Consider the following 23286-nt stretch of genomic DNA (forward strand, 5'->3'; position numbering starts at 1 on the left):
GGCCGGGGCCCGGGGCCACTCCAAGATTCCGGCGTGGGCGCGTCCCGGCACCACTCGCATCGTTTGTGCGTCGCATCATGGAGTCATGACCGAGTCTCCTCACGGCCTGACCACCGGCGACGTGGCCCGCCGGCTGGGCGTCGCCCCCACGACCCTGCGGTCGTGGGACCGCCGCTACGGCCTGGGCCCCGCCGCGCGGCAGGACGGCCGGCACCGACGATGGACGGCGGAGGATCTTTCCGTGCTCCAGGAGATGTGCCGGCTGACCGCCTCGGGGGTCCCCCCGGCGGAGGCCGCGCGCGCCGCCCTGGCCGGAACGGCGACGCCGCCGCCCCCCGTCCGGCCCGTGCGGGCCCCGCGGCCGGGCCCGCCGCAGGGGCCGCCCCCGGCCGACGTGCGCCAGGAGTGCCGGGGCCTGGGGCGGGCCGCCGTACGGCTGGACGCGGGGGCGCTGGAAGCCGCGCTGGGGGCGGCCATCGGCCGGCACGGCCTGGTCGCCGCCTGGGAGGAGGTCATGGCTCCGGCGCTGCACGCCGTGGGACGCAAGTGGGAGAAGTCCGGCGAACGGTACGTCGAGGTCGAGCACCTGCTGTCCTGGCACGTGTCGACGGCGTTGCGGCGGGTGACGCCGGCCCCGGGCACCCGGCCCGGCACTCCCCCGGTGCTGCTCGCCTGTGTGCCCGGTGAGCAGCACACGCTGGCCCTGGAAGCCCTCGCCGCGGCCCTCGCCGAGCTGGGGCTGCCCGCCATGATGCTGGGGGCGGCCGTACCGGCCGAGGCCCTGGAGCAGGCCGTACGCCGCACCGGGCCCGCCGCGGTGGTGCTGTGGTCGCAGGCCCGCTGCACCGCGCACCCCCTGCTGGCCCGGCGGATCGCCGACACCATGTGGGGGGTCAAGGGCGCCCGGGCCCGGCCGGCGGTGCTGCTGGCCGGCCCCGGCTGGGCCGGCCCCGCCCCCGACCGGGGCCTGCTGCGTCCGGGCGGGCTGCGGGAGGCGCTGGCCGTCCTCGCCGGGCTGTACGCGCCGGGGCGCGGCGCCCCGGCTCAGTCCTGACCGCGGGCCTTGCGGAAGCGGGCCAGGCCGTCGGGCAGCGCGAGCAGCGGCTCCGGATAGTTGTAGCGGGCCCGTTCGGCCGCCGGCAGCTTCCACGGCTCGTGGACGGCGGGGCCGTCGAGCCCGGCGAGTTCGGGGAGCCAGCGGCGCACGTAGTCCCCCCGGGGGTCGTACCGCTTGGCCTGGATCACCGGGTTGAGCACGCGGTTGGGGCGGCTGTCGGTGCCGGTGCCGGCCATCCACTGCCAGTTCAGCTGGTTGTTCGCCACGTCCCCGTCGACCAGCAGGTCCAGGAAGTGCCGCGCTCCGGCCCGCCAGTCGATGTAGAGCGTCTTGGTGAGGAAGGAGGCGACGAGCAGTCTGCCGCGGCCCGGCATCCAGCCCTCGTGGGCGAGCTGGCGCATGGCGGCGTCCACGACCGGGTATCCCGTGCGCCCCTCCTTCCAGGCCTCCAGGTCGGCTTCGGCCTGCCGTCCGCCGCGCCAGTGGTCGGAGCGGGTGCGGTAGTCGTGCGTGGCGGCGGCGGGCCGGGCGGCGAGGAGCTGGTGGTGGAAGTCCCGCCAGCAGATCTGGCGGACGAAGGCCTCGGCGCCCGCCCCGCCGTGGGAGCGGGCCCGGTGCACGGCCTCGGCCGCCGAGAGCGCGCCGAAGTGGATGTACGGCGAGAGGCGCGAGGTGGTGTCCCCGGCGAGGTCGTCGTGCCCGTCCTCGTAGGCGTCGGCGTGGTGTTCCAGCCACCGGCCGAGCCGCTTGCGCCCCTCCTCCTCGCCCCCGGCGGCCAGGCCTTCGGAGACCTGCCCGCCGGTCGTGCGGGAGGGGAGGTCCTCGGAGCGGATCCCGGACGGCACGCGGACCACGCGCGGCGCGGCGAGCGGCGCGCGCAGGGTTTCGGCCGACCAGCGCCGGAAGTACGGGGTGAAGACGGCGAAGTGGTCGGAGCCGCTGGGCGTCACGGCCCCGGCGGGCAGGGCGGTGACGACGCCGTCGTGGACGTGGAGGCGCCGGCCCTCGGCCTCCAGGGCGCGGCGCAGGCGTCCCTCGCGGTGGCTCGCGAAGGCGCTGCATCCGGCGGCGACGTGCACCTCGTCGGCGTCCGCCTCCCGCGCGACGGCGCACACCTCGGCGACGGGGTCGCCGGAGCGGACGACGAGCCGGCCGCCGCGTTCGCGCAGCCCGGTGTCGAGGTCCGCGAGGCAGTCCGCGAGGAAGGCGAGCCGGTTCGGGGCCGCGAAGCCGGCGCGGTCGACGGCCGGGTCCCGGACGAAGAGCGGGACCACTTCGCGGCCGGGGCCGAGGGCGGCGCGCAGCGGCGGGTGGTCGTGGACGCGCAGGTCGGAGGTGTAGAGGACGACCGAAGTGCTCACGACGCGGCTCCGGGGGTGGCGGCGCCGGACGCGCCCGGGGCGGGCCGCCCCGCGGGCCGGGTGGCGGATCCGGTCCGTGCGGTCGCCGTACGGGCCGTCTCCGCCGTCCGCGCGATGTTGCGGGCCATGCCGCCGAAGACCACGGCGTGGAAGGGCGAGACGCTCCACCAGTAGGCGTGGCCGGCCAGGCCGCGGGGGTGGAACAGAGCACGCTGCCGGTAGCGGGTGCGGCCCTCGTCGTCGGTCTCGGCGTACATCTCCAGCCAGGCGAGGCCGGGCAGGCGCATCTCGGCGCGCAGCCTGAGCAGCCGGCCGCGTTCGATCTCCTCCACCCGCCAGAAGTCCAGCGAGTCGCCGATCCGCAGGCGGGTGGCGTCCCGCCGGCCGCGGCGCAGCCCGACGCCGCCGACGAGCCGGTCGAACCAGCCGCGCACGGCCCAGGCGAGCGGGAAGGAGTACCAGCCGTTCTCTCCGCCTATGCCTTCGATGACCCGCCAGAGTGCCTGCGGCGGGGCGTCGACGAGGCGTTCGCGGACGTCGGTGTAGAGGCTGCCGCCGGCCCAGTCGGGGTCGGTGGGCAGCGGGTCGCTCGGCGCGCCGGGGAAGGACGCCGAGGACCAGCGCGTGACCACCTGGGCGTCGCGGACCTTCTGGAGGGCGAGCGAGAGCGCCCGGTCGAAGGAGATCGGCGTGCCGGGCGGGTCCGGCACCCAGGTGGCGATGTCGTGCTCGTCGCAGACGACCTCGTGCTTCAGGGATTCCGCGAGGGGGCGGGCGATGGACCGGGGCACGGGGGTGACCAGCCCCACCCAGTGGCTGGACAGGCGCGGGGTGAGGACCGGGACGGGGAAGATCAGGCGCTGGGGCAGGCCGTCGACGGCGGCGTAGCGCTGCATCATGTCGAGGTAGGTGAGGACGTCGGGGCCGCCGATGTCGAAGGCGCGGTTGACGTGCTCGGGCATGCGGGCGCTGCCGACGAGGTAGCGCAGCACGTCCCGGACGGCGATGGGCTGGATGCGGGTGCGCACCCAGCTCGGGGTGACCATCACGGGGAGCCGCTCGGTCAGGTAGCGGAGCATCTCGAAGGAGGCCGAGCCGGATCCGATGATCACCGCGGCGCGCAGTACGGCGGTGGGGACCCCGGAGTCGAGGAAGATCCGGCCGACCTCGGCGCGGGAGCGCAGGTGCGGCGAGAGGTCCGCGTCGGGTACGCCGTTCGGAATGAGCCCGCCGAGGTAGACGATGCGGCGGACGCCGGCGGCGCGGGCCTGCTCGGCGAAGGTGAGGGCGGCCCGGCGGTCGGTGGCCTCGAAGCCGCGCCCGCTGTCGAGGGCGTGGACGAGGTAGTAGGCGACGTCGATGCCCTGGAGGGCGGGGGCGAGGGACTCGGCGTCCGTGACGTCGCCGCGGACGGTCTCCACCTGGCCCGCCCAGGGGTGGTCGCGGAGTTTTTCCGGGGTGCGCGCCAGGCAGCGCACTCGGTGTCCGGCCTTGAGCAGTTCCGGGACGAGCCGGCCGCCGATGTAGCCGGTGGCGCCGGTGACGAGGCAGTTCAGGCCGGGGGCTGCGGCTTCGTGCCCTGGGGTGTCGCTCATCGAGGTGCTCCGTTCCGCCGTCGGCCGGGGTGGTCTCCCCTCATCTTTTCCTCCCCGGCACCCGGAACGGATGCACGGTGGGTCCGAATGGCCCCGTGCGGTCCCCGCGCTGCCATACGTCACCGCCCCGGGACCCGCCAGGACATCGACTGCCGGGCGCGCGGCCGGCGCGCCCCTCGTCAGGGAGTGCTGTGGGCGTTCCTGCGCGGCAACCGGCCCACGGTGGTCGCCGACGCCTGCGCGACCGGGCCGCTGCGCTCGGTGGCCGGGGAGCTGCCGGCCGTACAGGTCCACCGGGCCGCGCTCGCGACGATCGCCGACCTGTACGGGGTCGTCGTACCCACCGCCGCGGCCCTCGGCTGACCTGCGCGCGCCCGCCGCCGGAGGCCCGTCCTCCGGCGGGCGTACGCGTGTGCGACCCTAAGGGCCGTGTCCCTCCTCAGGCGTCTGCATCCCCTCGACTGGCTGGCCGGCGGGCTCCTCGTACTCGGTGTGGTCTTCGTCGCCACGGGTCTGCTGCCCGCGGACCCCGCCGGGGACGTTCTGGAGCGCATCGGTCCGCTGCTGGTCTTCCTCGCCGCCGTCATCGTCCTCGCCGAGCTGACGGGCAGGGCCGAGGTCTTCGACGTGGTCGCGACGTGGGTGGCGCGGGCCGGGCGGGGCAGCTACGCCCTCCTGTTCGTCCTCTGCGTCGCCTTCGCGTCCCTGACCACCATCACGCTCAACCTGGACACGACGGCCGTCCTGTTGACACCGGTGATGCTGGCGCTGGCGACGCGCGTGGGCATCGCCTCCGTGCCGCTGGCGATGACCACGGTCTGGCTGGCCAACACGGCGAGCCTGCTGCTTCCCGTGTCGAACCTGACCAATCTGCTGGCCGCGGACCGGGTGGCGCTGGCCCCGTCCGAGATGGCCGCCGCCATGTGGGCTCCGCAGCTGGCCGCGATCGCCGTCACGATGGCCTGCCTGTGGGGGTTCTACTGGCGCCCGGGCCGCCGGGGCGCGGCCTCCTATGTGGCGCCGGAGCCGTCGGAGCCGGCCGATCCGGTGCTGCTGCGGATCTGCGCGACCGCCGTCGTCGGGTTCCTGCTGGCCATCCTGCTGGCGGACGTACCGCTGTCGGTTGCCTCTCTGACGGCCGCGTTCGTCGTCGTGGTGGCCTTCGCGGTGCGCGACCGCGGCGCGCTGCGGCTCTCGCTGATCCCGTGGCGGCTCCTGGTTCTGGTCCCGGGCATGTTCCTGGTGGTGGAGACCGTCAACGCGCACGGCCTGCACGAGGTGCTGGCGCGGGCGATGGGCTCCGACAACGACCTCGTCGGCATGCTGAGGTCGGCCGCGGTCGGCGCCGGGTTCTCCAACGCGCTGAACAACCTGCCCGCCTATCTCGCGGGCGAGGCGGTCATCCCCGCGGCCAACCACGAGCAGCTCCTGGCCCAGCTCGTCGGCGTGAACGTGGGCCCGGTCGTCACGCCCTGGGCCTCGCTGGCGACGCTGCTGTGGTTCGAGCGGTGCCGCTGGCACGGCACGCGCATCCACCTCGGCCGCTTCGTCGGTACGGGGCTGGTGCTGGCGGTCGCCGGCACCCTGGCGGCGACGGCGGCGCTGGCCGTCACCACCTGACGCACCGGGGCTCCCGCCGAGGGAGGCGCCGCGGGGCGCGGCAGCCCCGTACCGGCCGCTCCGGTCGGCGGGCTGCTCCGGTCAGCGGCCCGCGGGCACGGACGCCGGTACGCGCGCCGCGTGCGCGACGGTCGTCTCCGGACCGCCCGGCGGGAGGGCGAAGGCGTCGGCGAGCAGCTCGTACGAGCGGCGGCGGTCGGCCGGATCGGCGGTCAGGGTGTTCACGATCAGCTCGTCGACCCCGTGGGAGGCGGCGAGCGCCGTCAGGGCGGCGTGCACCTGCTCCGGTGCCCCGGAGACGAGGGCCGTGCGGTGGACCTCCGCCCGGGCCAGCTCCGCGCCCGTCCACCGGTGGCGGCGCGTGGTCTCGTCCGAGGGCAGCGGGGCGTCCTCGCCGAGGTCCTTGCGGGCGCGCCACAGCAGCAGGCCGCGGGCGAGTTCCTCGGCGCGGCCCGCGCTGTCGGCCGTGACGACGCGGACCGCGAGGGCGCCGCCCGCGGGCCGGCCGGTGGCGGTGCGGAACCGCTCCCGGTAGTCCTCGAACGCCTCCCGGCCGCCGACCGGCGAGAAGAAGTGCCCGAACGCGAAGGGCGGGTGCGAGGCCCCGCAGGTCGGCCGCCTCGAACGGGGTGCTGTACAGCCGGGTGCCGTCGGCGGCGACGGGCCGGCCCGGGTGGCGGTAGTCCTGCCAGGCGGCGGTCAGATGGGCGCCCGTGGGGAACAGGCCGGGGTGGCGGTGGTACGAGGGCGCCGCGCACCGGGGGTCGAGCGGGGGGTACGCGAGGACCTGCGCGGCCAGCGGCACCCCGCGGTCGCGGCAGACGAGCGCGGCACAGGCCGCCAGGGTGCCGCCCGCGCTGTCCCCGCCGACGGCGAGGACGGGCGGCGAGCCGGCGGGCCGGTCCTGCTCCCGCGCCCAGTCCAGGGCGGAGAGGACGTCCTCCACCATGGCGGGGTGGCGTACGGCGGGGGCCAGCCGGTGGTCGACGCTCACGACGCCGAAGCCGGAGGTCCGGGCGCGTTCGGCGGTGGGTCGGTGCCAGTCCCGGGCGGATCCGCCGCGCCGGCTGCCGCCGTGGGCCCACACCAGCCAGCCGCGGGGGGGGTGGCGGCGGCCGGCCGGTAGACCCGGACGGGGAGCGGACCGGCCGCGGACGGGAGGATCGCCTGCTCCCAGCTGACGGTCACGTGGCCGGGGCCGTCGGAGGGTCGGACGGGGGTTGCCATCGGGGTTCCTTTCCATCGGCGGCCGGCGCTCGCGCCGGACCCGGGGCCAACGTTCGCGGCCCGGGCGGGGCTGTCACAAGGCGGAGTTGCCTTAGTGGGAGCCGCACTTCGTCAGCTGGTCCGCTCGCGGCGGAGGAAGAGGACGGTGGTGAGGATGCCGAGGACGACCACGGCGGTGTTGACGATGACGGCGGTGGTGATGCCCGCGTGGATGTCGGTGTTCGCCGCCACGACCGCCGACATGATCGGCGTGCCCATGGTGATGCCGATCTGCTGCGTCATCGTCGCCAGACCCGTGGCCATGCCCTGCTCGTGATCCGGCAGACCCGTCGTCGCCGTCACCATGAACCCGACGATCACCAGCATGTTGCCGACACCACCCGCAAAGGTGGCGACCAGCAGCAGCCACATCGACGCCGACGTCTCTCCGAGCGCGACCAGGCTGAGCGTCGCCACCGCCTGGAGCACCCCACCGGTGATCAGGGTCGACCGCGTCCCCACCGCACCGATGACACGCGGTGCGATCGAACCGCCGATGACCGTGCCGATGCCGAGGACACCGAAGGACAGACCGGCCGTCAGCGGCGAGAAGTCCAGCACCTCCTGGAGGTAGAGCGTCATCAGGAAGACCAGGCTGGTCTCCGTCAGGAAGGCGATCAGACCGGCGATGTTGCCCCAGGCCACGGTCTTCTTCTTCAGTACGGAGACCGGCACCAGGGGCGCGGCGGACTTGGACTCGATCGCGTAGAAGACGACGAGCAGGACCACGCCGGCGGCGAGCCAGCCGAGCGCCGACGGGGCACCCCAGCCGTGTTCACCCGCCTGCGTCAGCCCGTAGATCAACGCCAGCAGACCCAACGTCACCGCCGTCGCACCCGGAACGTCCAGCCTCGGACGCTCGGCGGGGCGGGATTCCCTGATGACAGCCGGAGCGATGAACAACACGGCCAGGGCGACGGGCACGTTGATGAAGAACGCCCACCGCCACGACAGCAGATCCGTCAGCACACCACCGAGGATCGCGCCCGTGGTGAAACCGGCCGACATCAGCGCACCGTTGAGCCCCAGCGCCTTCTGACGCAACGGCCCCTCAGGAAACGAGGTCGTCAGCAGCGACAGACCCGCCGGCGTCACCGCAGCCGTCGCCAGACCCTGGAACACCCGCGCCACGATCAGCATCTCCGGCGACGTCGCCAGACCACCCACCAACGACGACAGGCCCAGCACAGCCAAACCCACCAGGAACAACCGCCGACGCCCGAACAGATCCGCGACCCGCCCGAACAACAACGTGAAACCCGCAGCACACAACGCGAACGACGTCGCAATCCACTGCAGATTCGACAACGAGAACCCGAGCCCGTCACCGATCACCGGCAGAGCCACGTTCAGAATCGAAAAATCCACCGCCAGCATGAACTGCGCCACCAGCAGCACCACCAACACCAGCTTCAAACGCCCGTCCAGCCGAACGGGACCGTCGGCTCCTCCTCCCTCCCCCGCGTCCGCGTCCACTCGCGCGCCCTCGACTACCGACATCGCCATACGTCCTTTCGATCACTACGGGGGCCTTCGCGGTGGAAGGCCGTGGTTCGCCGGGGAAGCCGGCTCAGGCAGGGGTCTGCGCGGAGGCGTGTCGTTGCAGTTCCCCCGACAGGTCCTGCCAGTCGCGTGCGCATTGGGCGGCCGCCGCGGCAGCCGTCTCCGCGCGGTACGGAGGGACCGCGGCCACGATCCGCTCCCGCCGGCGCAGGGCGCCGACCTGGAGGTCGAGCGTGCGCAGCAACAGTCGGCCCGCTTCGCCCAGTCTGAGCAGGGGGTCCTTGCACAGGCCGGTGACGAGAGCGGGCAGTGGCTGCCCCCTGCCCCGGGCGGGCACCGGGTCAGGGGCGGGGCCGTTGCCGGAGCGCCTCTGGGCGGCCGGTACGGGATCGGCCCCTTCGCCGATCCTGCGCCGGACGTCCCGCACGGTGGAGGGCGCGATGCCCGCCTCCCGGGCGATCTGCCGCAGCGAGGCGGTGGGCCGGGCCGCGAGGAGCCGGGCCGCGGCCTTCCTCCCGCGGACGGGGTCGGCCGGCCTGACGCGGCCGTCCCGGCCGACTCGGCCCTGCGGGGCCCGGGCCGGGGCCTCCCGGCGCCGGAGCGCCGCGACGGTCTTGGCCGCGAGTCCGGTGCGTTGTGCGATGCCCCGGTCGGACCAGCCCGGGTGGGACCGCAGGATCCGGGACGCCGCGGCGGCCCGCTCCGCGTGGTCCAGCGGCAGCCCGTGGCTGATGTTCGCCTCGACGGCGGCGACGAAGGCGTCCTCGGCGCTGCCCTCGAAGTAGGGCACCTGCACGGTGTCCTGGCCGCGGAGCACGGCGGCCCGCAACCGGTGGGTGCCGTCGATGACGCGCATCGTGGTCCGGTGCACCAGCAGGGGCGGCAGCGCGCGTCCGGAGGCGGCGAGTTCCTGTGCGTGGCCTTCGTCGACCCGGACCGCGCGCGGGGAGTCCGCGGCGAGCAGGGCGCCTACGGGCACCAGGACCACGGCGGTCGGGGCTCCGGGGGCCCCGGTCGCGGGGGATGCGTTCGGTTCGACCATGGATTTCACCTCCCTTCACGGGCTCGGTGCTTCGGGCGCCGCGCCGTTCGCCGGGCCCGGTGAAGAAATTACGTAATTACCGTTCGGTAACCTGCATGGTCACTGAAATCCCGTGCGATCTTGGCAAGTTGGCGAAGTGTCGGGCGGCGCGGGTGGGCGACCGGGGAAGTTCCCCGGTCGCCCACCCGCGGTGTGCTCACACGCCGACGAGCTCCTCGGGCCCCACGAACTCCCGCAGCCGGGAGAGGAATCCGGGGCCCAGGTCCTCGCGCTCGCAGGCGAGCCGCACCGTGGCACGCAGGTACTCGGCGCGGTCCCCCGTGTCGTAGCGCCGCCCGGAGAAGACCACCCCGTGCACGGGCCGGCCCGCCCCCACCAGGGCGCGCAGGGCGTCCGCGAGCTGGATCTCTCCGCCGCGCCCCGGCGGCGTCTCCCGCAGGACGTCGAAGATCTCCGGGACGAGGAGGTAGCGGCCGATGCCGCCGGGTCGCTGGGGGCGGTGCCGAGCTCCGGCTTCTCCACCAGGTCGGTGATGCGGACCCCGTCGCCGCCCGCCGGGTCCGGTCGTCGCTCGACGGCGGCGCATCCGTACAGGTGGATCGCGGAGGGATCCACCTCCATGAGGGCCACCACACTGCCCCCGAGCCGGGGGCGCACCTCGGCCATGCGGCTCAGCAGGGGATCCCTCGGGTCGATCAGGTCGTCGGCCAGGAGGACGGCGAACGGCTCGCGCCCGACGTGGGGCGCCGCGCACAGGACTGCGCGGCCCAGACCCTTGGGGTCCCGCCGGCGGACGTAGTGGATGTCGGCCAGTTCGGTCGAGGCGCAGACGCTGTTGAGTTTGTCCTGATCACCACGGCGCTGGAGGGCTTCCTCCAGCTCGTGGTTGCGGTCGAAGTGGTCTTCGAGCGGGCGCTTGTTACGGCCGGTGAACATGAGGACGTCGGACATCCCCGCCGCGACCGCCTCTTCCACCACGCACTGGACGGCCGGCTTGTCGTGCACTTCATCGAGCCGAATTCCACGCCCTTTCGGGCCTGCTTAGGCATTTCCCGGTGCGGCCGGCGCGGCGACGCGACGGCGCACGAGGCGCCACAGCTCTCCCAGTTCACCGACCACGGCCCCCGACGGACGCCCGTCCCGGCCGCGCCGGGCCCGCGCGACGGTGCCGCCGACCAGATGGGCCGTCAGCAGGGTGAGCGGGCCCGGATCGACCTCGGGGTGCAACTGCCCCTGCTCGGAGGCCTGCTCCAGGAGTTCTTCGACGTCCGGGACCCAGCAGCCGCACCACTCCGGACCCGCGCCGGCCCGCTCCTGGCTCAGCCGGGCCGCCGCGCGGACGGCCGCGTCGGTCTCGATCAGCCCGCCGAGCTCGAGGACGAGCGAGGAGACGGCGTCCAGGGCCGGCTCACCGCGGGACGTGACGCGTTCCACCACTTTCCGGGTGGCGGCCGGCCCCGAATCCTCGACGGCCGACGCGAGTTCGCCTTTCGCGGAGAAGTGAGAGGCGACGACTCCGATCGATGTTCCGGCGGAGCGGCTCAGCCGGGACAGGGACGTGCCGTCGTATCCGTGACGGTCGAATTCGGCGGCGGCCACCGAGATCAGATGCTTACGGGTGCGCACGCCGCACTCTCGCTCTACCACTGTGCCATCAGTGCCATCCGGTCGGTTCCTCACTCACCGTCGTCCTGCGCGGAGACGGCGGCTCACTCCAGCGTCACCCGGGTGGCGGAGTCGCACAACGCCGACTTGACGAAGAAGCGCCCCTGCCGCGCCACCCCGCACGAGGCCGCCGCCGGCGCCGACGGCGCCGGATACCCACGTGCCCAAGTCGCGCTGCGAACGCCATGACTTCACTGGAAACATAACGAACGTTCTGTACTCTATGGACGTCGATGATGCACGCCCACCTCCGCAGAGAAGGGGGAAACAGATGACGGCGCACATGCGGACCCGAGCCCTGGCTGCCGGTGACACCGCCCTGGACGACTACACAGAACGCCTCTTCGGCCACTTACCGAGGGCCGACCAGCGCAGATGGGCCCGGGTCTACCTGCAGGGCCTGCTCACCACCCCGGGGAAGAAGTCCGTACGCAGGCTCGCCGCGTCGGTGACCGAGTCGCCGACCGCCTCCCAGTCACTCCAGCAGTTCATCAACGCCAGTCCCTGGGAATGGGATCCGGCCCGTACGGAGCTGCTCCGCTGGGTCGAGGAGCAGCACCCGGTGCGCGCCTGGACCATCGGCCAGGTCTGCTTCCCGAAGCGGGGAGAGCACTCGGTCGGCGTGCACCGCCGCTTCGATCCGGCCGCCGGGCGCACCCTGAACTGCCAGTTCGGCTTCGGCCTCTTCCTCTCCCTGGACGGCATGAGCCTGCCGATCGACTGGCGGCTGGTGCTCCCCGAGACCTGGACGGCGGACGCCGCCCTGCGCCGCCGCGCGCGCATCGCGGACGGCGTCGCCCACCAGAGCCCCGAATCCCTGGTCCTGGAACTCGTCGACGCGATCACCGCACGCACCACGTCGGTCCGCGCGCCCGTCGTCGCCGACATCAGCCGAGTGGGCGCCGCCGCGGCGCTGATCGGCGCACTCGGGCGCCGGGGCCACGACTTCCTGGTGTCCGTGCCGCCCACGCTCACGGTCCGCGCCGACGGCCCCGGCCACGCCGGCGACACCGCACGGGGGGCCCGGCCCGAGACCACGGCGGGCGAGCTGGCCCGGCGGGGGAACACCACCCACCCGTACGTGGCACCGCCCGCCGGGCCCGCCGCGCGACGCACTCCGTGGATACGCATCCACTCGGCGCTGGTCCGCGTGCCGGGCAGCGGAGGGGCGGGGACGACGGCGTCGGCGCCGGCGTCGGGCGTCCACCAGACCTACCGGCTGTTCGGCGAGGGGCGGCCGGGCGGACAGGTCTGGCTGACCAACATGAGCCGTCGGCGGATGGACGACCTCCTGCACCTCGCCCGACAGTCGGCCCGCGCCGGTGCGACGCTGGGCTCCCTGGCGGAGGACTTCGGGCTCCTCGACTTCGAGGGCCGCTCCTTCCCCGGGTGGCACCACCACATGACCCTGATGTCCGCGGCGTACGCATACGCCCACCGGAGCCTCGCCGCCCTGCCGTTTCCCTAGCCGGGTGCGGGTGGGCCGTGGGTGAGCCCGGCTCCGCCGGGACCCGGGCGCTGCCCGGACCCGCGCCTCAAACGCCGGCGAGGCTGAAATGGGCCGGGCCCGGCCCTGGGGTGGGGGCCGGGCCGGAGGGGTCAGTTGCGGATGAGGGTCAGGGCCTCGTCGCGGATCTTCGCCAGCGTCGCCTCGTCTCGGGCCTCCACGTTCAGACGCAGCAACGGCTCGGTGTTCGACGCACGCACGTTGAACCACCAGTCCGCGGAGGACACCGTCAGGCCGTCGAGCTCGTCCAGACTCACGCCCTCACGGGTGCCGAACGCGGCCCTGACCGCCGCGAGCCGTGCCGCCTGGTCGTCGACCGTGGAGTTGATCTCTCCCGAACCGGCGTAGCGGTCGTAGGAGGACACCAGCTCCGACAGCGGGCCGTCCTGGCCGCCGAGGGCCGCCAGGACATGCAGCGCGGCCAGCATGCCGGTGTCGGCGTTCCAGAAGTCCTTGAAGTAGTAGTGCGCCGAGTGCTCACCACCGAAGATCGCACCCGTCTTCGCCATCTCCTCCTTGATGAAGGAATGACCCACCCGGGTCCGCACCGGCGTCCCGCCGTTCTCCCGCACCACCTCCGGCACCGACCACGAAGTGATCAGGTTGTGGATCACCGTGCCCGAACCACCGTTGCGGGCCAGCTCACGCGCCGCGACCAGCGCCGTGATCGCCGACGGAGACACCCCCACACCCCGCTCGTCCACGATGAAACACCGGTCCGCGTCCCCGTCGAACGCGATCCCCAGATCCGCACCCTCCGCCAGCACCCGCGCCTGCAGATCCACAATGTTCTTCGGATCCAACGGATTCGCCTCGTGGTTGGGGAACGTGCCGTCCAGCTCGAAGTACATCTGCGTCACCTCCAGCGGCAGACCGGCGAACACCGTCGGCACCGTGTGACCACCCATGCCGTTGCCCGCGTCCACGACCACCTTCAACGGGCGGACCGACGACAGGTCCACCAGCGAACGCAGGTGCTCCGCATACCCCTTCAGCGAATCCTGCTCCGTCACCGACCCCGCCACCGTGCCCGCGGCGATCTCCGGAACACCCGCCTCCAGCCACCCCTCCACCAGAGACCGGATCTGCGACAGACCCGTGTCCTGACCCACCGGCGCCGCACCCGCACGACACATCTTGATCCCGTTGTACCGAGCCGGATTGTGCGAAGCCGTGAACATCGCACCCGGCAGACCCATCGAACCCGACGCGTAATACAACTGATCCGTCGAACACAGACCGATCAACGTCACATCCACACCACGCGCCGCGGCACCCCGCGCAAAAGCCGCCGACAACCCCGGCGACGACGGACGCATGTCATGACCCACCACGATCGCCGAACCGCCCACGACCTCCACGAACGCCGCACCGAACAGCTCGGCCAACAACTCGTCCCACTCGTCCGGCACGACACCACGCACGTCGTACGCCTTGACGATGTTCGAAAGATCGGGCATGTCGACTCCTTCAGGGAAGACCGGCTGTGCTCCGGACGCTACCCGCAGCCCCTCCCCCGGCTCCCCGTCACCGCCCTATCCCACCGAGGCTTTGGCAGATCGCGTGCTCAGCCCGGGACGGCACCGCCCCGTTCCCGGTACCACAGCAGGACGTCGGCGCCGTCGCACACTCCCCGCAGGGACGTCGGGTCGGCCAGGTCCGCCCGGACCCACGGCCCGCGGTGCGCGGAGTCGGGCAGGGGCCTGCGGGACGCGACGCGGACCACGGCGTCGGGGTACCGGGCGGTGAGCCGGCGCGGGACCGCCGAGCCCACGAAGCCCGCCGCACCGGTGAGGACGACCAGGCGGCGTCTCAAGCCCGTCTCGCCGACTGCGGCTTCGGCCGGGCCGTCGGCTCGGCGTCCTGCTGCGGTGTGGACTCGGCCGCGGACTGCGGTACGGGCGGCTTCGGCGGCAGGGTCAGGCGCAGGCCGGGGCGGGTGTCGTCCGAGGCGACCGCGGGGAGCAGGTAGCGCCACAGGGAGGCGATCCGCTGGGGCAGGTCGGCGCGGCCGGTGGAGGCCTGGGAGAAGAGCTGTGCGCCGGTGAAGGAGCTGACCAGGATCCAGGCCAGCTCGTGGTCGTCGACGTCGGGCTGGAGTTCGCCCTTGGCGCGGGCGAAGCGCAGCTGCTGGCGGAACTCCAGCACCCAGGCCTGGTAGGCGACGTCGTCGCGCAGCCCGAACTCGCCCTGCTCCACGGCCAGTCGTACGCCGGCCCGGAGCACCGGATTGTGCTGGAGCTGCTCGGCGAGGTAGAGGGTGATGTCCACCAGGTGCTGCAGCCCGTCCTCCCCCTCGGGGAACTCCAGGCCCTCGCCCTGGCCGACCATGACGGCGTAGGCGAGCTCCTCCTTCGAGCTGAAGTGGAAGTACATCCCGCCCTGGGTGACGTCCGCCCGCTTCATGATCTTGCTGATGCTGGCGCCACTGAAGCCGAACTCGTCGAAGACCTCCGCCGCGGCACGCAGGATGGCTGCTTTTGTCTGAACTGCCCTGAGTTGCGGGGCACGTTGCCGCTTTCGCTCTGACATGAACACCTAACCTCTTCCGAAAAAAACGAACATCCTTTATTTTAGGACCAGCGCCGAACAGGCTCGACCAAGGACTGTCTCAACCTCAAGCACCGCTTCGCCCGCCAACGCCGTACTCAGCAGCGCCTTACCGCGCGAGTACGTGCACAAGAGCGTGCATTCCGACGTCCTGCTCACCGGCTGGCGGCCCGTCGCCGACGACGAGTTCGTCGTCACCGCACAGTGGCCCCGCACCCACAGCTTCTACTCGCCCGACGCGGGCCAACACGACCCGCTGCTCCTGACCGAGTCCGTCCGCCAGGCCATCCCGCTGCTGAGCCGCGTCGCGTACGAGGTCCCCTTCGGCCACCGCCGGATCTGGGACACCTTCAGCTACTCGACCAACCCGGCCGCACTCGTAGTGGGTTCGCGTCCGGCCGACATCACGCTTCACATCCGCTGCTCCGGCATCGCCCGGCGCGGCCACCGGCTCGCCCGCCTCACGATGCACGTCACCGCCACCCGTGACGGGGAGTTCCTCGGCACCGCCGAGGCCGGCTTCACCAACCAGCCCGATTCCGTCTACCAGCGGCTGCGCGGCGACAACGGGGACCGCGACCAGGCGGCCGCCCGCGTCATCCCGCTCCCGCCGATGACCCCGCGCCGGGTCGGCCGCGACCGCTTCCACGACGTGGTCCTCTCGCCCCCCAGCTCCACCCGCCGCGCCCAGCTGCGGACCGACATCAACCACCCGATCCTCTTCGACCACCCCGTCGACCACGCCCCCGGCATGCTGCTCCTGGAAGCGGTGTGCCAGGCCGCCCACGCGTCGGCCTTCCCCCACCGGGGCGTGCTGACCGACATGGAGATGCGGTTCTTCCGCTACGCGGAGCTGAGCTCCCCCTGCTGGATCGAGACGACCGCGGCCCCCGACCGGACCACCGCCTCGGGCTGCCACCGGCTCCCCGTGCGGGTGGTGGCCCGGCAGAACGGCGAGGACGTCTTCACCGCACGGGCCACGATCACCGCGACGGCACCCGAACCGCCGTGCCTCGGCACCTCCTGACCCCCGCTCCGCGGGCCGCCGGGCGGCACGTTCCCCCACAGGAAGGAGAAGGGCGCCCGACCGCTTCCCCCGGTCGGGCGCCCTTCCCGTTCGCCCGCCCTCGCACCCGGCCGGCCGAAGGAGGCCGGAACTGGCCACGCAGAACGGCGCGTTGCGGCTCGTACCACCGTCCGTCCTGTCCGAAGATCGTGAGTGGGGTCGCGGTCGTCCCCCACTCGGCCGGCCCGCACCACCCCGCGCCTTGCCGACCCTTCGACCAGAGGATCACCGTGCCCCTCCCCATGAACCGCCGTCTGGCCCTGACCTCGGCCCTGCTGGCGGTCACGGCCGCCGTGGCCCCCGTCTCCACCGCCCGGGCCGCCACGGCCCCGACCCCCGCGCCCGACCTCGCCGCGCTGACCCAGGCGCTGCGCAACACGACCGCCGCCGGAGCGCCCGGCGCCATGGCCCGCTTCAGCGGACCCGACGGGGTCAGCACCCGCGCCGTGGGCGTGCGCGACAAGGTCTCCGGTGCCGCCATGGACCCGCAGGCCCGCTTCCGGATCGGCAGCGTGAGCAAGACCTTCTCCTCCGTCGTCCTGCTGCAGCTGGTGGCGGAGGGCCGGATCGAGCTGGACACCGCCGTCAACCGCCACCTGCCGGGCCTGCTGCCCGACGACCGGATCACCGTGCGCCACCTGCTGACCCACCGCAGCGGCCTGGCGGACTACACGAACGCCATGTTCGCGCAGACCGTGCCCGGCTTCGAGGCCGTGCGCAACCGCGTCTTCACCCACCAGGAGCTGGTGAACCTCTCGCTGGCCGAACCGCGCACCACCGAGCCGGGCGTGGCGTACAAGTACTCGAACACCAACTTCGTCGTCGTGGGCATGCTCATCGAGAAGATCACCGGCAACGGGGTGGGCAAGGAGTACGAGCGCCGCATCTTCAAGCGGCTGGGGCTGAAGAACACCTCGTACGTGCACCCCGACACCCGGATCCGCGGCCTCCACGCCCGCGGCTACCTGCACCCCGACGAGGCGGGCGCGCCCCTGGTGGACTCCACCGAGCAGACCGTGTCGTGGGCCCAGTCCGCCGGAGCGGTGATCTCCAACCCGGCCGATCTGAACACCTTCACCTCCGCGCTGCTCGGCGGCCGGCTGCTGCCCCCGGCCCTGCTGGACGCCATGGTCACGGTGACCCCGACCGACACCACGAACACCCGGTTCTACGGGCTGGGCCTGCGCCGCTACGACCTGACGTGCGGCACGTCGGTCTACGGGCACACCGGCACCGTGCAGGGCTTCTACACCTACGCCTTCTCCACCCGCGACGGCCGGCGCAGCCTGTCGGCGATGGCCAACACCTCCAACAAGGGCGAGGCCAACACGGCCCTGGGCGCCACCCTGGAGGCCGCCTTCTGCGGCACGCAGCCGGTGAAGGCGGACAAGTCGGCGAAGACGAGCAGCCCCCGCGGCTTCACCCTCACCGAGGCCGACCGGGACCTGCCCGAGAACAACTGACCCTGACGGCACGCGCGGCGGGGGTGGTTGAACGTTCGATTGTCACGTTTCGGCTACTTCCGCACCGTGCCCCCCGAGCGCCCCTACGGTGACCGGATTCGCATCGTTTCCTGTGGGGGTCCCATGTCTCAGCAGTTCCCGCCGCCCGGTCAACAGCCTCCGCCCGGATACGGATACCCGCCGCCCCCACCGCCCCCGCAGCCCAGGAAGTCCAGCGCCGGGAAGATCGTCGGGTTCTCGTGCCTCGGCATCGTCGGCCTGTTCGTGCTCCTGGCGGTCGTCGGCTCGCTCCTCGGCGGCGGCACCGACGGCGGCTCGGAGAACGAGCCCGCCGCCCCGCAGGCCGCCGCGTCGTCCGGGGCCGCGCAGGCCCCGGACCCGGCGCCGTCGTCCGCGAAGCCGGAGAAGAAGGCGGCGGTGGCCGTGACGGCGAAGAAGACGGAGTTCAAGAAGAGCATCATCGCGCCGGACGGCGGCTACACGAGCGTGTCGGTCACGGTCACGAACAACAGCGGCAAGCCCATCGACGTCAACCCGCTCTACTTCGCGATCACCGACACCAACGGCACCAAGCACCAGTCGGAACTCGGCGTCGACGAGAACCAGATCGCCACCCTGGAGCTGGCGCCGGGCGAGAACGTGACCGGCGTGGTAAGCGGCAAGGGCGAGTTCACGGCGAAGACGGTGACGTACACCGACGGACTGATCGGGGACAGCGTCCGCGCCGACGTGTCCTGATCCCCGCCCGCACATCCCGCGCCCCGCACCCCGGCCACCGCCGGAGTGCGGGGCGCGTTCACGTCCGGCCGGGCCGGAGGCATTGGCTGACGATTCATCAGGTCATCCGTCCCGGACTCTTGACTCCGTTCGCGCCAGTCGGGATTCTCGAGCCACCGTTAGCGAGTTCATGACAACCAGCCATGGCGAGCAGCGGGTCCCCGTGACCGTCCCCACCCCCGAACGGATCCGGCTCCCCCACCGCGCCGGCCGCTGACCGAAGACGTGAGTGATGACCATTTCCCCACGAACGCACCGTACGCGTAGGCCCTTCGCGGTCCTGTCATTGCTCCTCGCCGTGGTGGCGATGGTGCTCGGCCCCGTGCCGAGCTCCGCCGCCGACCCCGGCTGGTGGACGCCGGTGGCACGACCCGCACCCGACTCCGAGATCAACGTCACGGGCGAGCCCTTCAAGGGCACCGACGCCCAGGGCCGCGTCCGCGGCTTCGTCGACGCCCACGACCACCTGATGTCCAACGAGGGCTTCGGCGGCCGTCTCATCTGCGGCAAGCCCTTCTCCGAGATGGGCGTCGCCGACGCCCTCAAGGACTGTCCCGAGCACTACCCCGACGGCTCCCTGGCGATCTTCGACTACATCACCAACGGCGGGGACGGCAAGCACGATCCCGACGGCTGGCCCACCTTCAAGGACTGGCCCGCCCACGACTCGCTCACCCACCAGCAGAACTACTACGCCTGGGTCGAACGTGCCTGGCGCGGCGGCCAGCGGGTCCTCGTCAACGACCTCGTCACCAACGGGGTGATCTGCTCGGTCTACTTCTTCAAGGACCGCGGCTGCGACGAGATGACCGCCATCCGCCTGGAGGCGCAGAAGACGTACGACATGCAGGCCTACATCGACAAGATGTACGGCGGCCCGGGGAAGGGCTGGTTCCGCATCGTCACCGACTCCGAGCAGGCCCGCGAGGTCGTCAAGCAGGGCAAGATGGCCGTCGTCCTGGGCGTCGAGACCTCCGAGCCGTTCGGCTGCAAGCAGATCCTCGACATCGCGCAGTGCAGCAAGGCCGACATCGACCGCGGCCTGGACGAGCTGCACAAGCTGGGCGTGCGCAGCATGTTCCTGTGCCACAAGTTCGACAACGCCCTGTGCGGCGTGCGCTTCGACCAGGGCGCCCTGGGCACGGCCATCAACGTCGGCCAGTTCCTGTCGACCGGCACCTTCTGGAAGACGGAGGAGTGCACCGGCCCGCAGCATGACAACCCGATCGGGCTCGCGGCGGCCCCCGCGGCGCAGAAGGAGCTGCCGGCCGGTGTGTCCGTACCCTCGTACGCGGCCGGCGCCCAGTGCAACACCCGCGGTCTGACCGAGCTCGGCGAGTACGCGGTACGCGGGATGATGAAACGCAAGATGATGCTGGAGATCGACCACATGAGCGTCAAGGCCGCCGGACGGGCCTTCGACATCCTGGAGTCGGAGTCCTACCCGGGCATCATCTCCTCGCACAGCTGGATGGACGACAACTGGACCGAGCGGCTGTACAAGCTCGGCGGTTTCGTGGCCCAGTACATGAACGGGGCCGAGGGCTTCAGCGCGGAGGCCAAGGCCAAGAACGCCCTGCGCGACAAGTACGGGGTGGGCTACGGGTACGGCACCGACATGAACGGCGTCGGCGGGTGGCCCGGGCCGCGCGGCGACACCCCCACCAAGGTGACCTACCCCTTCCGCAGCACCGACGGCGGCTCGGTCATCGACCGGCAGACCACGGGCCAGCGCACCTGGGACATCAACACCGACGGTGCCTCCCACTACGGCCTGGTCCCGGACTGGATCGAGGACATCCGCAAGGTGGGCGGCCAGGACGTGGTGGACGACCTCTTCCGCGGCGCGGAGTCGTACCTCACCACCTGGGGTTCGTCCGAGAAGCACAAGGCGGGGGTCAACCTCGCCGCGGGCGCCGCCGCCTCGGCCAGCTCGTCGGAGTGGAACCCGTTCGTCAGCTACGCGCCCCACCGGGCCGTGGACGGCAACACCGGAAGCCGCTGGGCGAGCGACTGGAACGACGACCAGTGGCTGCAGCTCGACCTCGGCTCGGCCCAGCTGGTCAAGCGCGTCACCCTGGACTGGGAGCGCGCGCACGGCAAGGGGTACCGGATCGAGCTGTCGGCCGACGGTACGAACTGGCAGACCGCCTGGTCCACGGCCACCGGTGACGGCGGCCTGGACACGGCCCGGTTCAACGGCACCCCGGCGCGCTACGTCCGGGTCCACGGGGTGCAGCGCGGCACCCAGTGGGGGTACTCGCTCTACGAGGTCGGCGTCTACAGCAGCTGACACCGCCCCGCGTACGGGGCCGGCCGGATCCCTGCCGATCCGGCCGGCCCCTGCGTCGCTCCCGGACCAGCGCACGCACCGAACGGAACAGCACGGAAAGGAACGAACGCCCATGGCACGGATGCCGTCGGCCGAACGGCGACGCCAGCTGACGGAGGCCGCGATCCGCGCGATGGCCCGCGACGGCGTGGCCGCCACCACCACCCGGTCCGTCTGTGCCGAAGCCGGCGTGTCCCTGAGCGTCTTCCACTACTGCTTCGACTCCAAGCAGGCCCTGCTGGAGTCCGTCATCACGGCCATCACCGAGCACAGCGTCACCCTCGTGCGCGAGGCCCTGCGCCCGAAGGCCACCCTCCGGGAGACCGTCCGCGCGGGCTTCCAGGCCTACTGGGACCACGTCTCCGCCCACCCCGGCGAGCACCTGCTCACCTACGAGCTCACCCAGTACGCCCTGCGCAACCCCGGCTTCGAGCACCTGGCCCGCCGCCAGTACGAGCTGTACTCCGACACCTACACCGAACTCATCGAGCAGCTCCGGGCACGCATGGGTTTCACCCTCCGCGTCCCGGTACCGGTCCTGGCCCGCTATCTGGCGGCCATGACGGACGGGCTGACCCTCCGGCACCTCGTCCTCGGGGACGACGCGGCCGCCGCGGCCATCCTGGACGCGCTCACCGCCCACGTCGCGGCCCTCGCCGGGGAGGAGACGGAACCGGCCCTGACCTGAGGCACCCGCCCGCGGCCGCCGTGTCCGGACCGCGTGAGCGGCACGGCGAGGGGCGCCGGGCCCGCGGGATCCGCGGGGCCGGCGCCCCTGGTGTCGTCCAAGCCGGGTGCGGTCGTCAGGCGCGGTCCAGCAGGGTGGTCAGCACGCGGGAGAGCACCGATTCGGGGTCGGCCACGGCCTGGGGCGCGCGCCAGGCGACGAAGCCGTCCGGGCGGACGAGGACCGCTCCGCCCGGTTCCGTGCCGTGTGCCTCCGCCCAGTCGGCGCCGTTCTCCGGGACCAGGTCGGCCTCGGGGCCCGTGCCGATCCCGTAGCCCTTGAGCCGTACGTTCATCCGCTTGGCGACGGACTGCGCGGCCCCGCTCCAGGGCGTCCCCTCGGAGCTGAGCAGCACGAAGGACCGCTCGTAGAGGTCGACCGTGGACAGGGGCTCCGCTTCTCCCGGCGCCCGCAGCCACAGGTGCGGCGCCCGCGTGCCCGGTTCCCCGCCCAGGCGCATCCGGTCCGGTACGACGGGGAGGTCCGGGTCGGCGCCGACCACCGCGCCCTCGCCGTAGTGGTAGCCCATGGCCACCGGCAGGACACCGTTCTGCGGTCCCTTCGCCCCGGGCTCCGCCGCGGCCGACCGGGCCGGGTCGTGGTCGGGCTCGTAGCCGGGGTGGCTGTGCTCCGCCGAACGGGCCGAGGCGCGCTCGCTGGTGGCCCGCGCCACCGGCAGCCGCTCCGACTCGTACGTCTCCAGCAGCCCCGGGCCCGCCGCGCCCTCGAGTACGGCGGCCAGCTTCCAGGCGAGGTTGTGGGCGTCCTGGATGCCGGTGTTCGAACCGAACGCCCCGGTCGGGGACATCTCGTGGGCGGAGTCCCCAGCGAGGAAGACCCGGCCGGCCGCGTAGCGCTGCGCGACCCGCTCGGCGGCGTGCCAGGGGGCCTTCCCGGTGACCTCGACGTCCAGGTCCGGGGCGCCGACGGCCCGCCGGATGTGCTCGACGCAGCGCTCGTCGGTGAAGTCCTCCAGGGTCTCGCCCCGGTCCGGGTGCCACGGGGCGTGGAAGACCCACTTCTCGTGGTTGTCGACGGGCAGCAGCGCGCCGTCGGCGTCCGGCTTGGTCAGGTAGCAGACGATGAAGCGCCGGTCGCCGATCACGTCCGCGAGCATGCGGGACCGGAAGGTGACGCTCACGTTGTGGAAGAGGTCGCCGTGTCCGCTCTGGCCGATGCGCAGCTGCTCGCGCACGGGGCTGCGCGGCCCGTCGGCGGCCACCAGGTAGTCCGCGCGCACCGTGCTGTGTTCCCCGGTCTCCCGGTTCTTGACGATCGCGGTGACGCCGCCGGTGTCCTGCTCGAAGGAGAGCAGTTCGGTGGAGAAGCGCAGGTCCGCCCCGAGGGTGGGGGTCACGGACATCAGGACGGGCTCGATGTCGTTCTGGCTGCACAGGCACCAGGTCGACGGGCTGAACCGGGCGAGGGCGCCGCCCGGGTCGATCCGTTCGAAGAGCCACTCCTGGTCGTCACCGGTGAGTGAGCCGCCCTGGAGGATGCCGTGGTTGTCGGACAGGACGGAGGCCGCTTCGCGGATCCGTCCCTCGACGCCGGCGACCCGGAACAGCTCCATGGTCCGTACGTTGATACCGCGTCCACGCGGGTGCAGCGAGGTTCCCGCGTGCTTCTCGACCAGCATGTGCGCGATGCCATGACGGCCGAGGAACAGCGAGGTGCACAAGCCCACCAGCGAGCCGCCCACGATGAGGACCGGGACGCGGTGGTCGACGTTTTCCTTCATGGCTCTTCCATGCC

At 72.7% G+C, this 23286-nt stretch carries 18 protein-coding genes and 3 pseudogenes; 9 read left to right on the forward strand and 12 right to left on the reverse strand.

The window, feature by feature from the left end:
* Positions 1-85: 85 nt before the first annotated feature.
* Positions 86-1054 carry a MerR family transcriptional regulator gene (locus ACPU2J_RS05270; RefSeq protein ID WP_423832863.1) on the forward strand — a complete coding sequence of 323 codons (969 nt, stop codon included), beginning with the start codon at positions 86-88 and terminating at the stop codon, positions 1052-1054.
* Here ACPU2J_RS05270 and ACPU2J_RS05275 read toward each other — a convergent pair.
* Both ACPU2J_RS05275 and ACPU2J_RS05280 read right to left on the reverse strand, forming a co-directional pair.
* Positions 1045-2418, reverse strand: a complete 1374-nt coding sequence (locus tag ACPU2J_RS05275) for a cryptochrome/photolyase family protein (protein ID WP_423832864.1) — start codon at positions 2416-2418, stop codon at positions 1045-1047. The genes ACPU2J_RS05270 and ACPU2J_RS05275 overlap by 10 nt on opposite strands.
* Positions 2415-4013 carry an SDR family oxidoreductase gene (locus ACPU2J_RS05280; protein WP_420081519.1) on the reverse strand — a complete coding sequence of 533 codons (1599 nt, stop codon included), beginning with the start codon at positions 4011-4013 and terminating at the stop codon, positions 2415-2417. Before ACPU2J_RS05280 ends, ACPU2J_RS05275 begins: the two co-directional genes overlap by 4 nt.
* Positions 4014-4208: 195 nt before the next feature.
* Here ACPU2J_RS05280 and ACPU2J_RS05285 point away from each other — a divergent pair.
* Both ACPU2J_RS05285 and ACPU2J_RS05290 read left to right on the forward strand, forming a co-directional pair.
* A pseudogene (locus ACPU2J_RS05285) lies at positions 4209-4376 on the forward strand (cysteine hydrolase); the annotation flags it as partial.
* A gap of 66 nt (positions 4377-4442) precedes the next feature.
* Positions 4443-5633, forward strand: coding sequence for an SLC13 family permease (locus ACPU2J_RS05290; RefSeq protein WP_399817318.1), 1191 nt, complete (start codon positions 4443-4445; stop codon positions 5631-5633).
* 81 nt (positions 5634-5714) lie between these two features.
* Here ACPU2J_RS05290 and ACPU2J_RS05295 read toward each other — a convergent pair whose 3' ends face one another.
* The 6 genes and pseudogenes from ACPU2J_RS05295 to ACPU2J_RS05320 all read right to left on the reverse strand — a co-directional run bounded on the left by ACPU2J_RS05295 (position 5715) and on the right by ACPU2J_RS05320 (position 11070).
* Entirely contained in the window at positions 5715-5912 is a 198-nt protein-coding gene (locus tag ACPU2J_RS05295; RefSeq protein ID WP_423832865.1) for a hypothetical protein, read from the reverse strand.
* A 367-nt stretch (positions 5913-6279) separates the two neighbouring features.
* Positions 6280-6876 (reverse strand): annotated as a pseudogene (locus ACPU2J_RS05300) (alpha/beta hydrolase); the annotation flags it as partial.
* A 95-nt stretch (positions 6877-6971) separates the two neighbouring features.
* Positions 6972-8399, reverse strand: coding sequence for an MFS transporter (locus ACPU2J_RS05305; protein WP_423832866.1), 1428 nt, complete (start codon positions 8397-8399; stop codon positions 6972-6974).
* Between the two features lie 70 nt (positions 8400-8469).
* On the reverse strand, positions 8470-9444 hold the full coding sequence (locus ACPU2J_RS05310; protein WP_423832867.1) for a ParB/RepB/Spo0J family partition protein: 975 nt from the start codon (positions 9442-9444) through the stop codon (positions 8470-8472).
* Between the two features lie 196 nt (positions 9445-9640).
* Positions 9641-10464 (reverse strand): annotated as a pseudogene (locus tag ACPU2J_RS05315) (UTP--glucose-1-phosphate uridylyltransferase).
* A gap of 21 nt (positions 10465-10485) precedes the next feature.
* A complete protein-coding gene (locus tag ACPU2J_RS05320; protein ID WP_423832868.1) occupies positions 10486-11070 on the reverse strand; it encodes a TetR family transcriptional regulator in 585 nt (194 codons plus the stop codon).
* A gap of 310 nt (positions 11071-11380) precedes the next feature.
* On the opposite strand from ACPU2J_RS05320, the gene ACPU2J_RS05325 reads away from it, so the two are divergent.
* Positions 11381-12577, forward strand: a complete 1197-nt coding sequence (locus tag ACPU2J_RS05325; protein WP_423832869.1) for an IS701 family transposase — start codon at positions 11381-11383, stop codon at positions 12575-12577.
* Between the two features lie 131 nt (positions 12578-12708).
* Here ACPU2J_RS05325 and ACPU2J_RS05330 read toward each other — a convergent pair whose 3' ends face one another.
* From ACPU2J_RS05330 to ACPU2J_RS05340, 3 genes are all read right to left on the reverse strand, one after another.
* Complete coding sequence (locus ACPU2J_RS05330) at positions 12709-14076, reverse strand: phosphomannomutase/phosphoglucomutase (protein WP_423832870.1); 1368 nt, start codon at positions 14074-14076, stop codon at positions 12709-12711.
* A gap of 107 nt (positions 14077-14183) precedes the next feature.
* A complete protein-coding gene (locus tag ACPU2J_RS05335) occupies positions 14184-14432 on the reverse strand; it encodes an NAD-dependent epimerase/dehydratase family protein (protein ID WP_420081510.1) in 249 nt (82 codons plus the stop codon).
* Positions 14429-15148, reverse strand: coding sequence for a ScbR family autoregulator-binding transcription factor (locus tag ACPU2J_RS05340; RefSeq protein WP_423832871.1), 720 nt, complete (start codon positions 15146-15148; stop codon positions 14429-14431). The genes ACPU2J_RS05335 and ACPU2J_RS05340 overlap by 4 nt, the downstream gene beginning before the upstream one ends.
* Before the next feature lie 31 nt (positions 15149-15179).
* Between ACPU2J_RS05340 and ACPU2J_RS05345 the strand changes: the two genes are divergently transcribed.
* From ACPU2J_RS05345 to ACPU2J_RS05365, 5 genes are all read left to right on the forward strand, one after another.
* Positions 15180-16193, forward strand: coding sequence for a ScbA/BarX family gamma-butyrolactone biosynthesis protein (locus ACPU2J_RS05345; protein WP_423834932.1), 1014 nt, complete (start codon positions 15180-15182; stop codon positions 16191-16193).
* Between the two features lie 281 nt (positions 16194-16474).
* Positions 16475-17695: a serine hydrolase domain-containing protein gene (locus tag ACPU2J_RS05350; protein ID WP_423832872.1), complete on the forward strand. Its 1221-nt coding sequence runs from the start codon at positions 16475-16477 to the stop codon at positions 17693-17695.
* Positions 17696-17818: 123 nt separating this feature from the next.
* Positions 17819-18433, forward strand: coding sequence for a DUF4352 domain-containing protein (locus ACPU2J_RS05355; RefSeq protein WP_423832873.1), 615 nt, complete (start codon positions 17819-17821; stop codon positions 18431-18433).
* Positions 18434-18704: 271 nt separating this feature from the next.
* Complete coding sequence (locus tag ACPU2J_RS05360) at positions 18705-20765, forward strand: discoidin domain-containing protein (protein ID WP_365138665.1); 2061 nt, start codon at positions 18705-18707, stop codon at positions 20763-20765.
* Positions 20766-20877: 112 nt separating this feature from the next.
* Positions 20878-21492, forward strand: coding sequence for a TetR/AcrR family transcriptional regulator (locus tag ACPU2J_RS05365; protein ID WP_420081506.1), 615 nt, complete (start codon positions 20878-20880; stop codon positions 21490-21492).
* 115 nt (positions 21493-21607) lie between these two features.
* Here the strand turns inward: ACPU2J_RS05365 and ACPU2J_RS05370 are convergent, their stop codons facing one another.
* A complete protein-coding gene (locus ACPU2J_RS05370; protein ID WP_399310819.1) occupies positions 21608-23272 on the reverse strand; it encodes an FAD-dependent oxidoreductase in 1665 nt (554 codons plus the stop codon).
* Positions 23273-23286 lie beyond the last annotated feature (14 nt).

The sequence above is a fragment of the Streptomyces manipurensis genome, assembly GCF_049570255.1.
GTDB classification, from domain to species: domain Bacteria; phylum Actinomycetota; class Actinomycetes; order Streptomycetales; family Streptomycetaceae; genus Streptomyces; species Streptomyces manipurensis.

Excerpts from the sequence above, each read along its gene's own strand:
- ACPU2J_RS05270 (WP_423832863.1), top strand. The coding sequence starts at position 86 with ATGACCGAGTCTCCTCACGGCCTGACCACCGGCGACGTGGCCCGCCGG.
- ACPU2J_RS05280 (WP_420081519.1), bottom strand. The coding sequence starts at position 4,013 with ATGAGCGACACCCCAGGGCACGAAGCCGCAGCCCCCGGCCTGAACTGC.
- ACPU2J_RS05305 (WP_423832866.1), bottom strand. The coding sequence starts at position 8,399 with ATGTCGGTAGTCGAGGGCGCGCGAGTGGACGCGGACGCGGGGGAGGGA.
- ACPU2J_RS05310 (WP_423832867.1), bottom strand. The coding sequence starts at position 9,444 with ATGGTCGAACCGAACGCATCCCCCGCGACCGGGGCCCCCGGAGCCCCG.
- ACPU2J_RS05325 (WP_423832869.1), top strand. The coding sequence starts at position 11,381 with ATGACGGCGCACATGCGGACCCGAGCCCTGGCTGCCGGTGACACCGCC.
- ACPU2J_RS05330 (WP_423832870.1), bottom strand. The coding sequence starts at position 14,076 with ATGCCCGATCTTTCGAACATCGTCAAGGCGTACGACGTGCGTGGTGTC.
- ACPU2J_RS05340 (WP_423832871.1), bottom strand. The coding sequence starts at position 15,148 with ATGTCAGAGCGAAAGCGGCAACGTGCCCCGCAACTCAGGGCAGTTCAG.
- ACPU2J_RS05350 (WP_423832872.1), top strand. The coding sequence starts at position 16,475 with ATGAACCGCCGTCTGGCCCTGACCTCGGCCCTGCTGGCGGTCACGGCC.
- ACPU2J_RS05355 (WP_423832873.1), top strand. The coding sequence starts at position 17,819 with ATGTCTCAGCAGTTCCCGCCGCCCGGTCAACAGCCTCCGCCCGGATAC.
- ACPU2J_RS05360 (WP_365138665.1), top strand. The coding sequence starts at position 18,705 with ATGACCATTTCCCCACGAACGCACCGTACGCGTAGGCCCTTCGCGGTC.
- ACPU2J_RS05365 (WP_420081506.1), top strand. The coding sequence starts at position 20,878 with ATGGCACGGATGCCGTCGGCCGAACGGCGACGCCAGCTGACGGAGGCC.
- ACPU2J_RS05370 (WP_399310819.1), bottom strand. The coding sequence starts at position 23,272 with ATGAAGGAAAACGTCGACCACCGCGTCCCGGTCCTCATCGTGGGCGGC.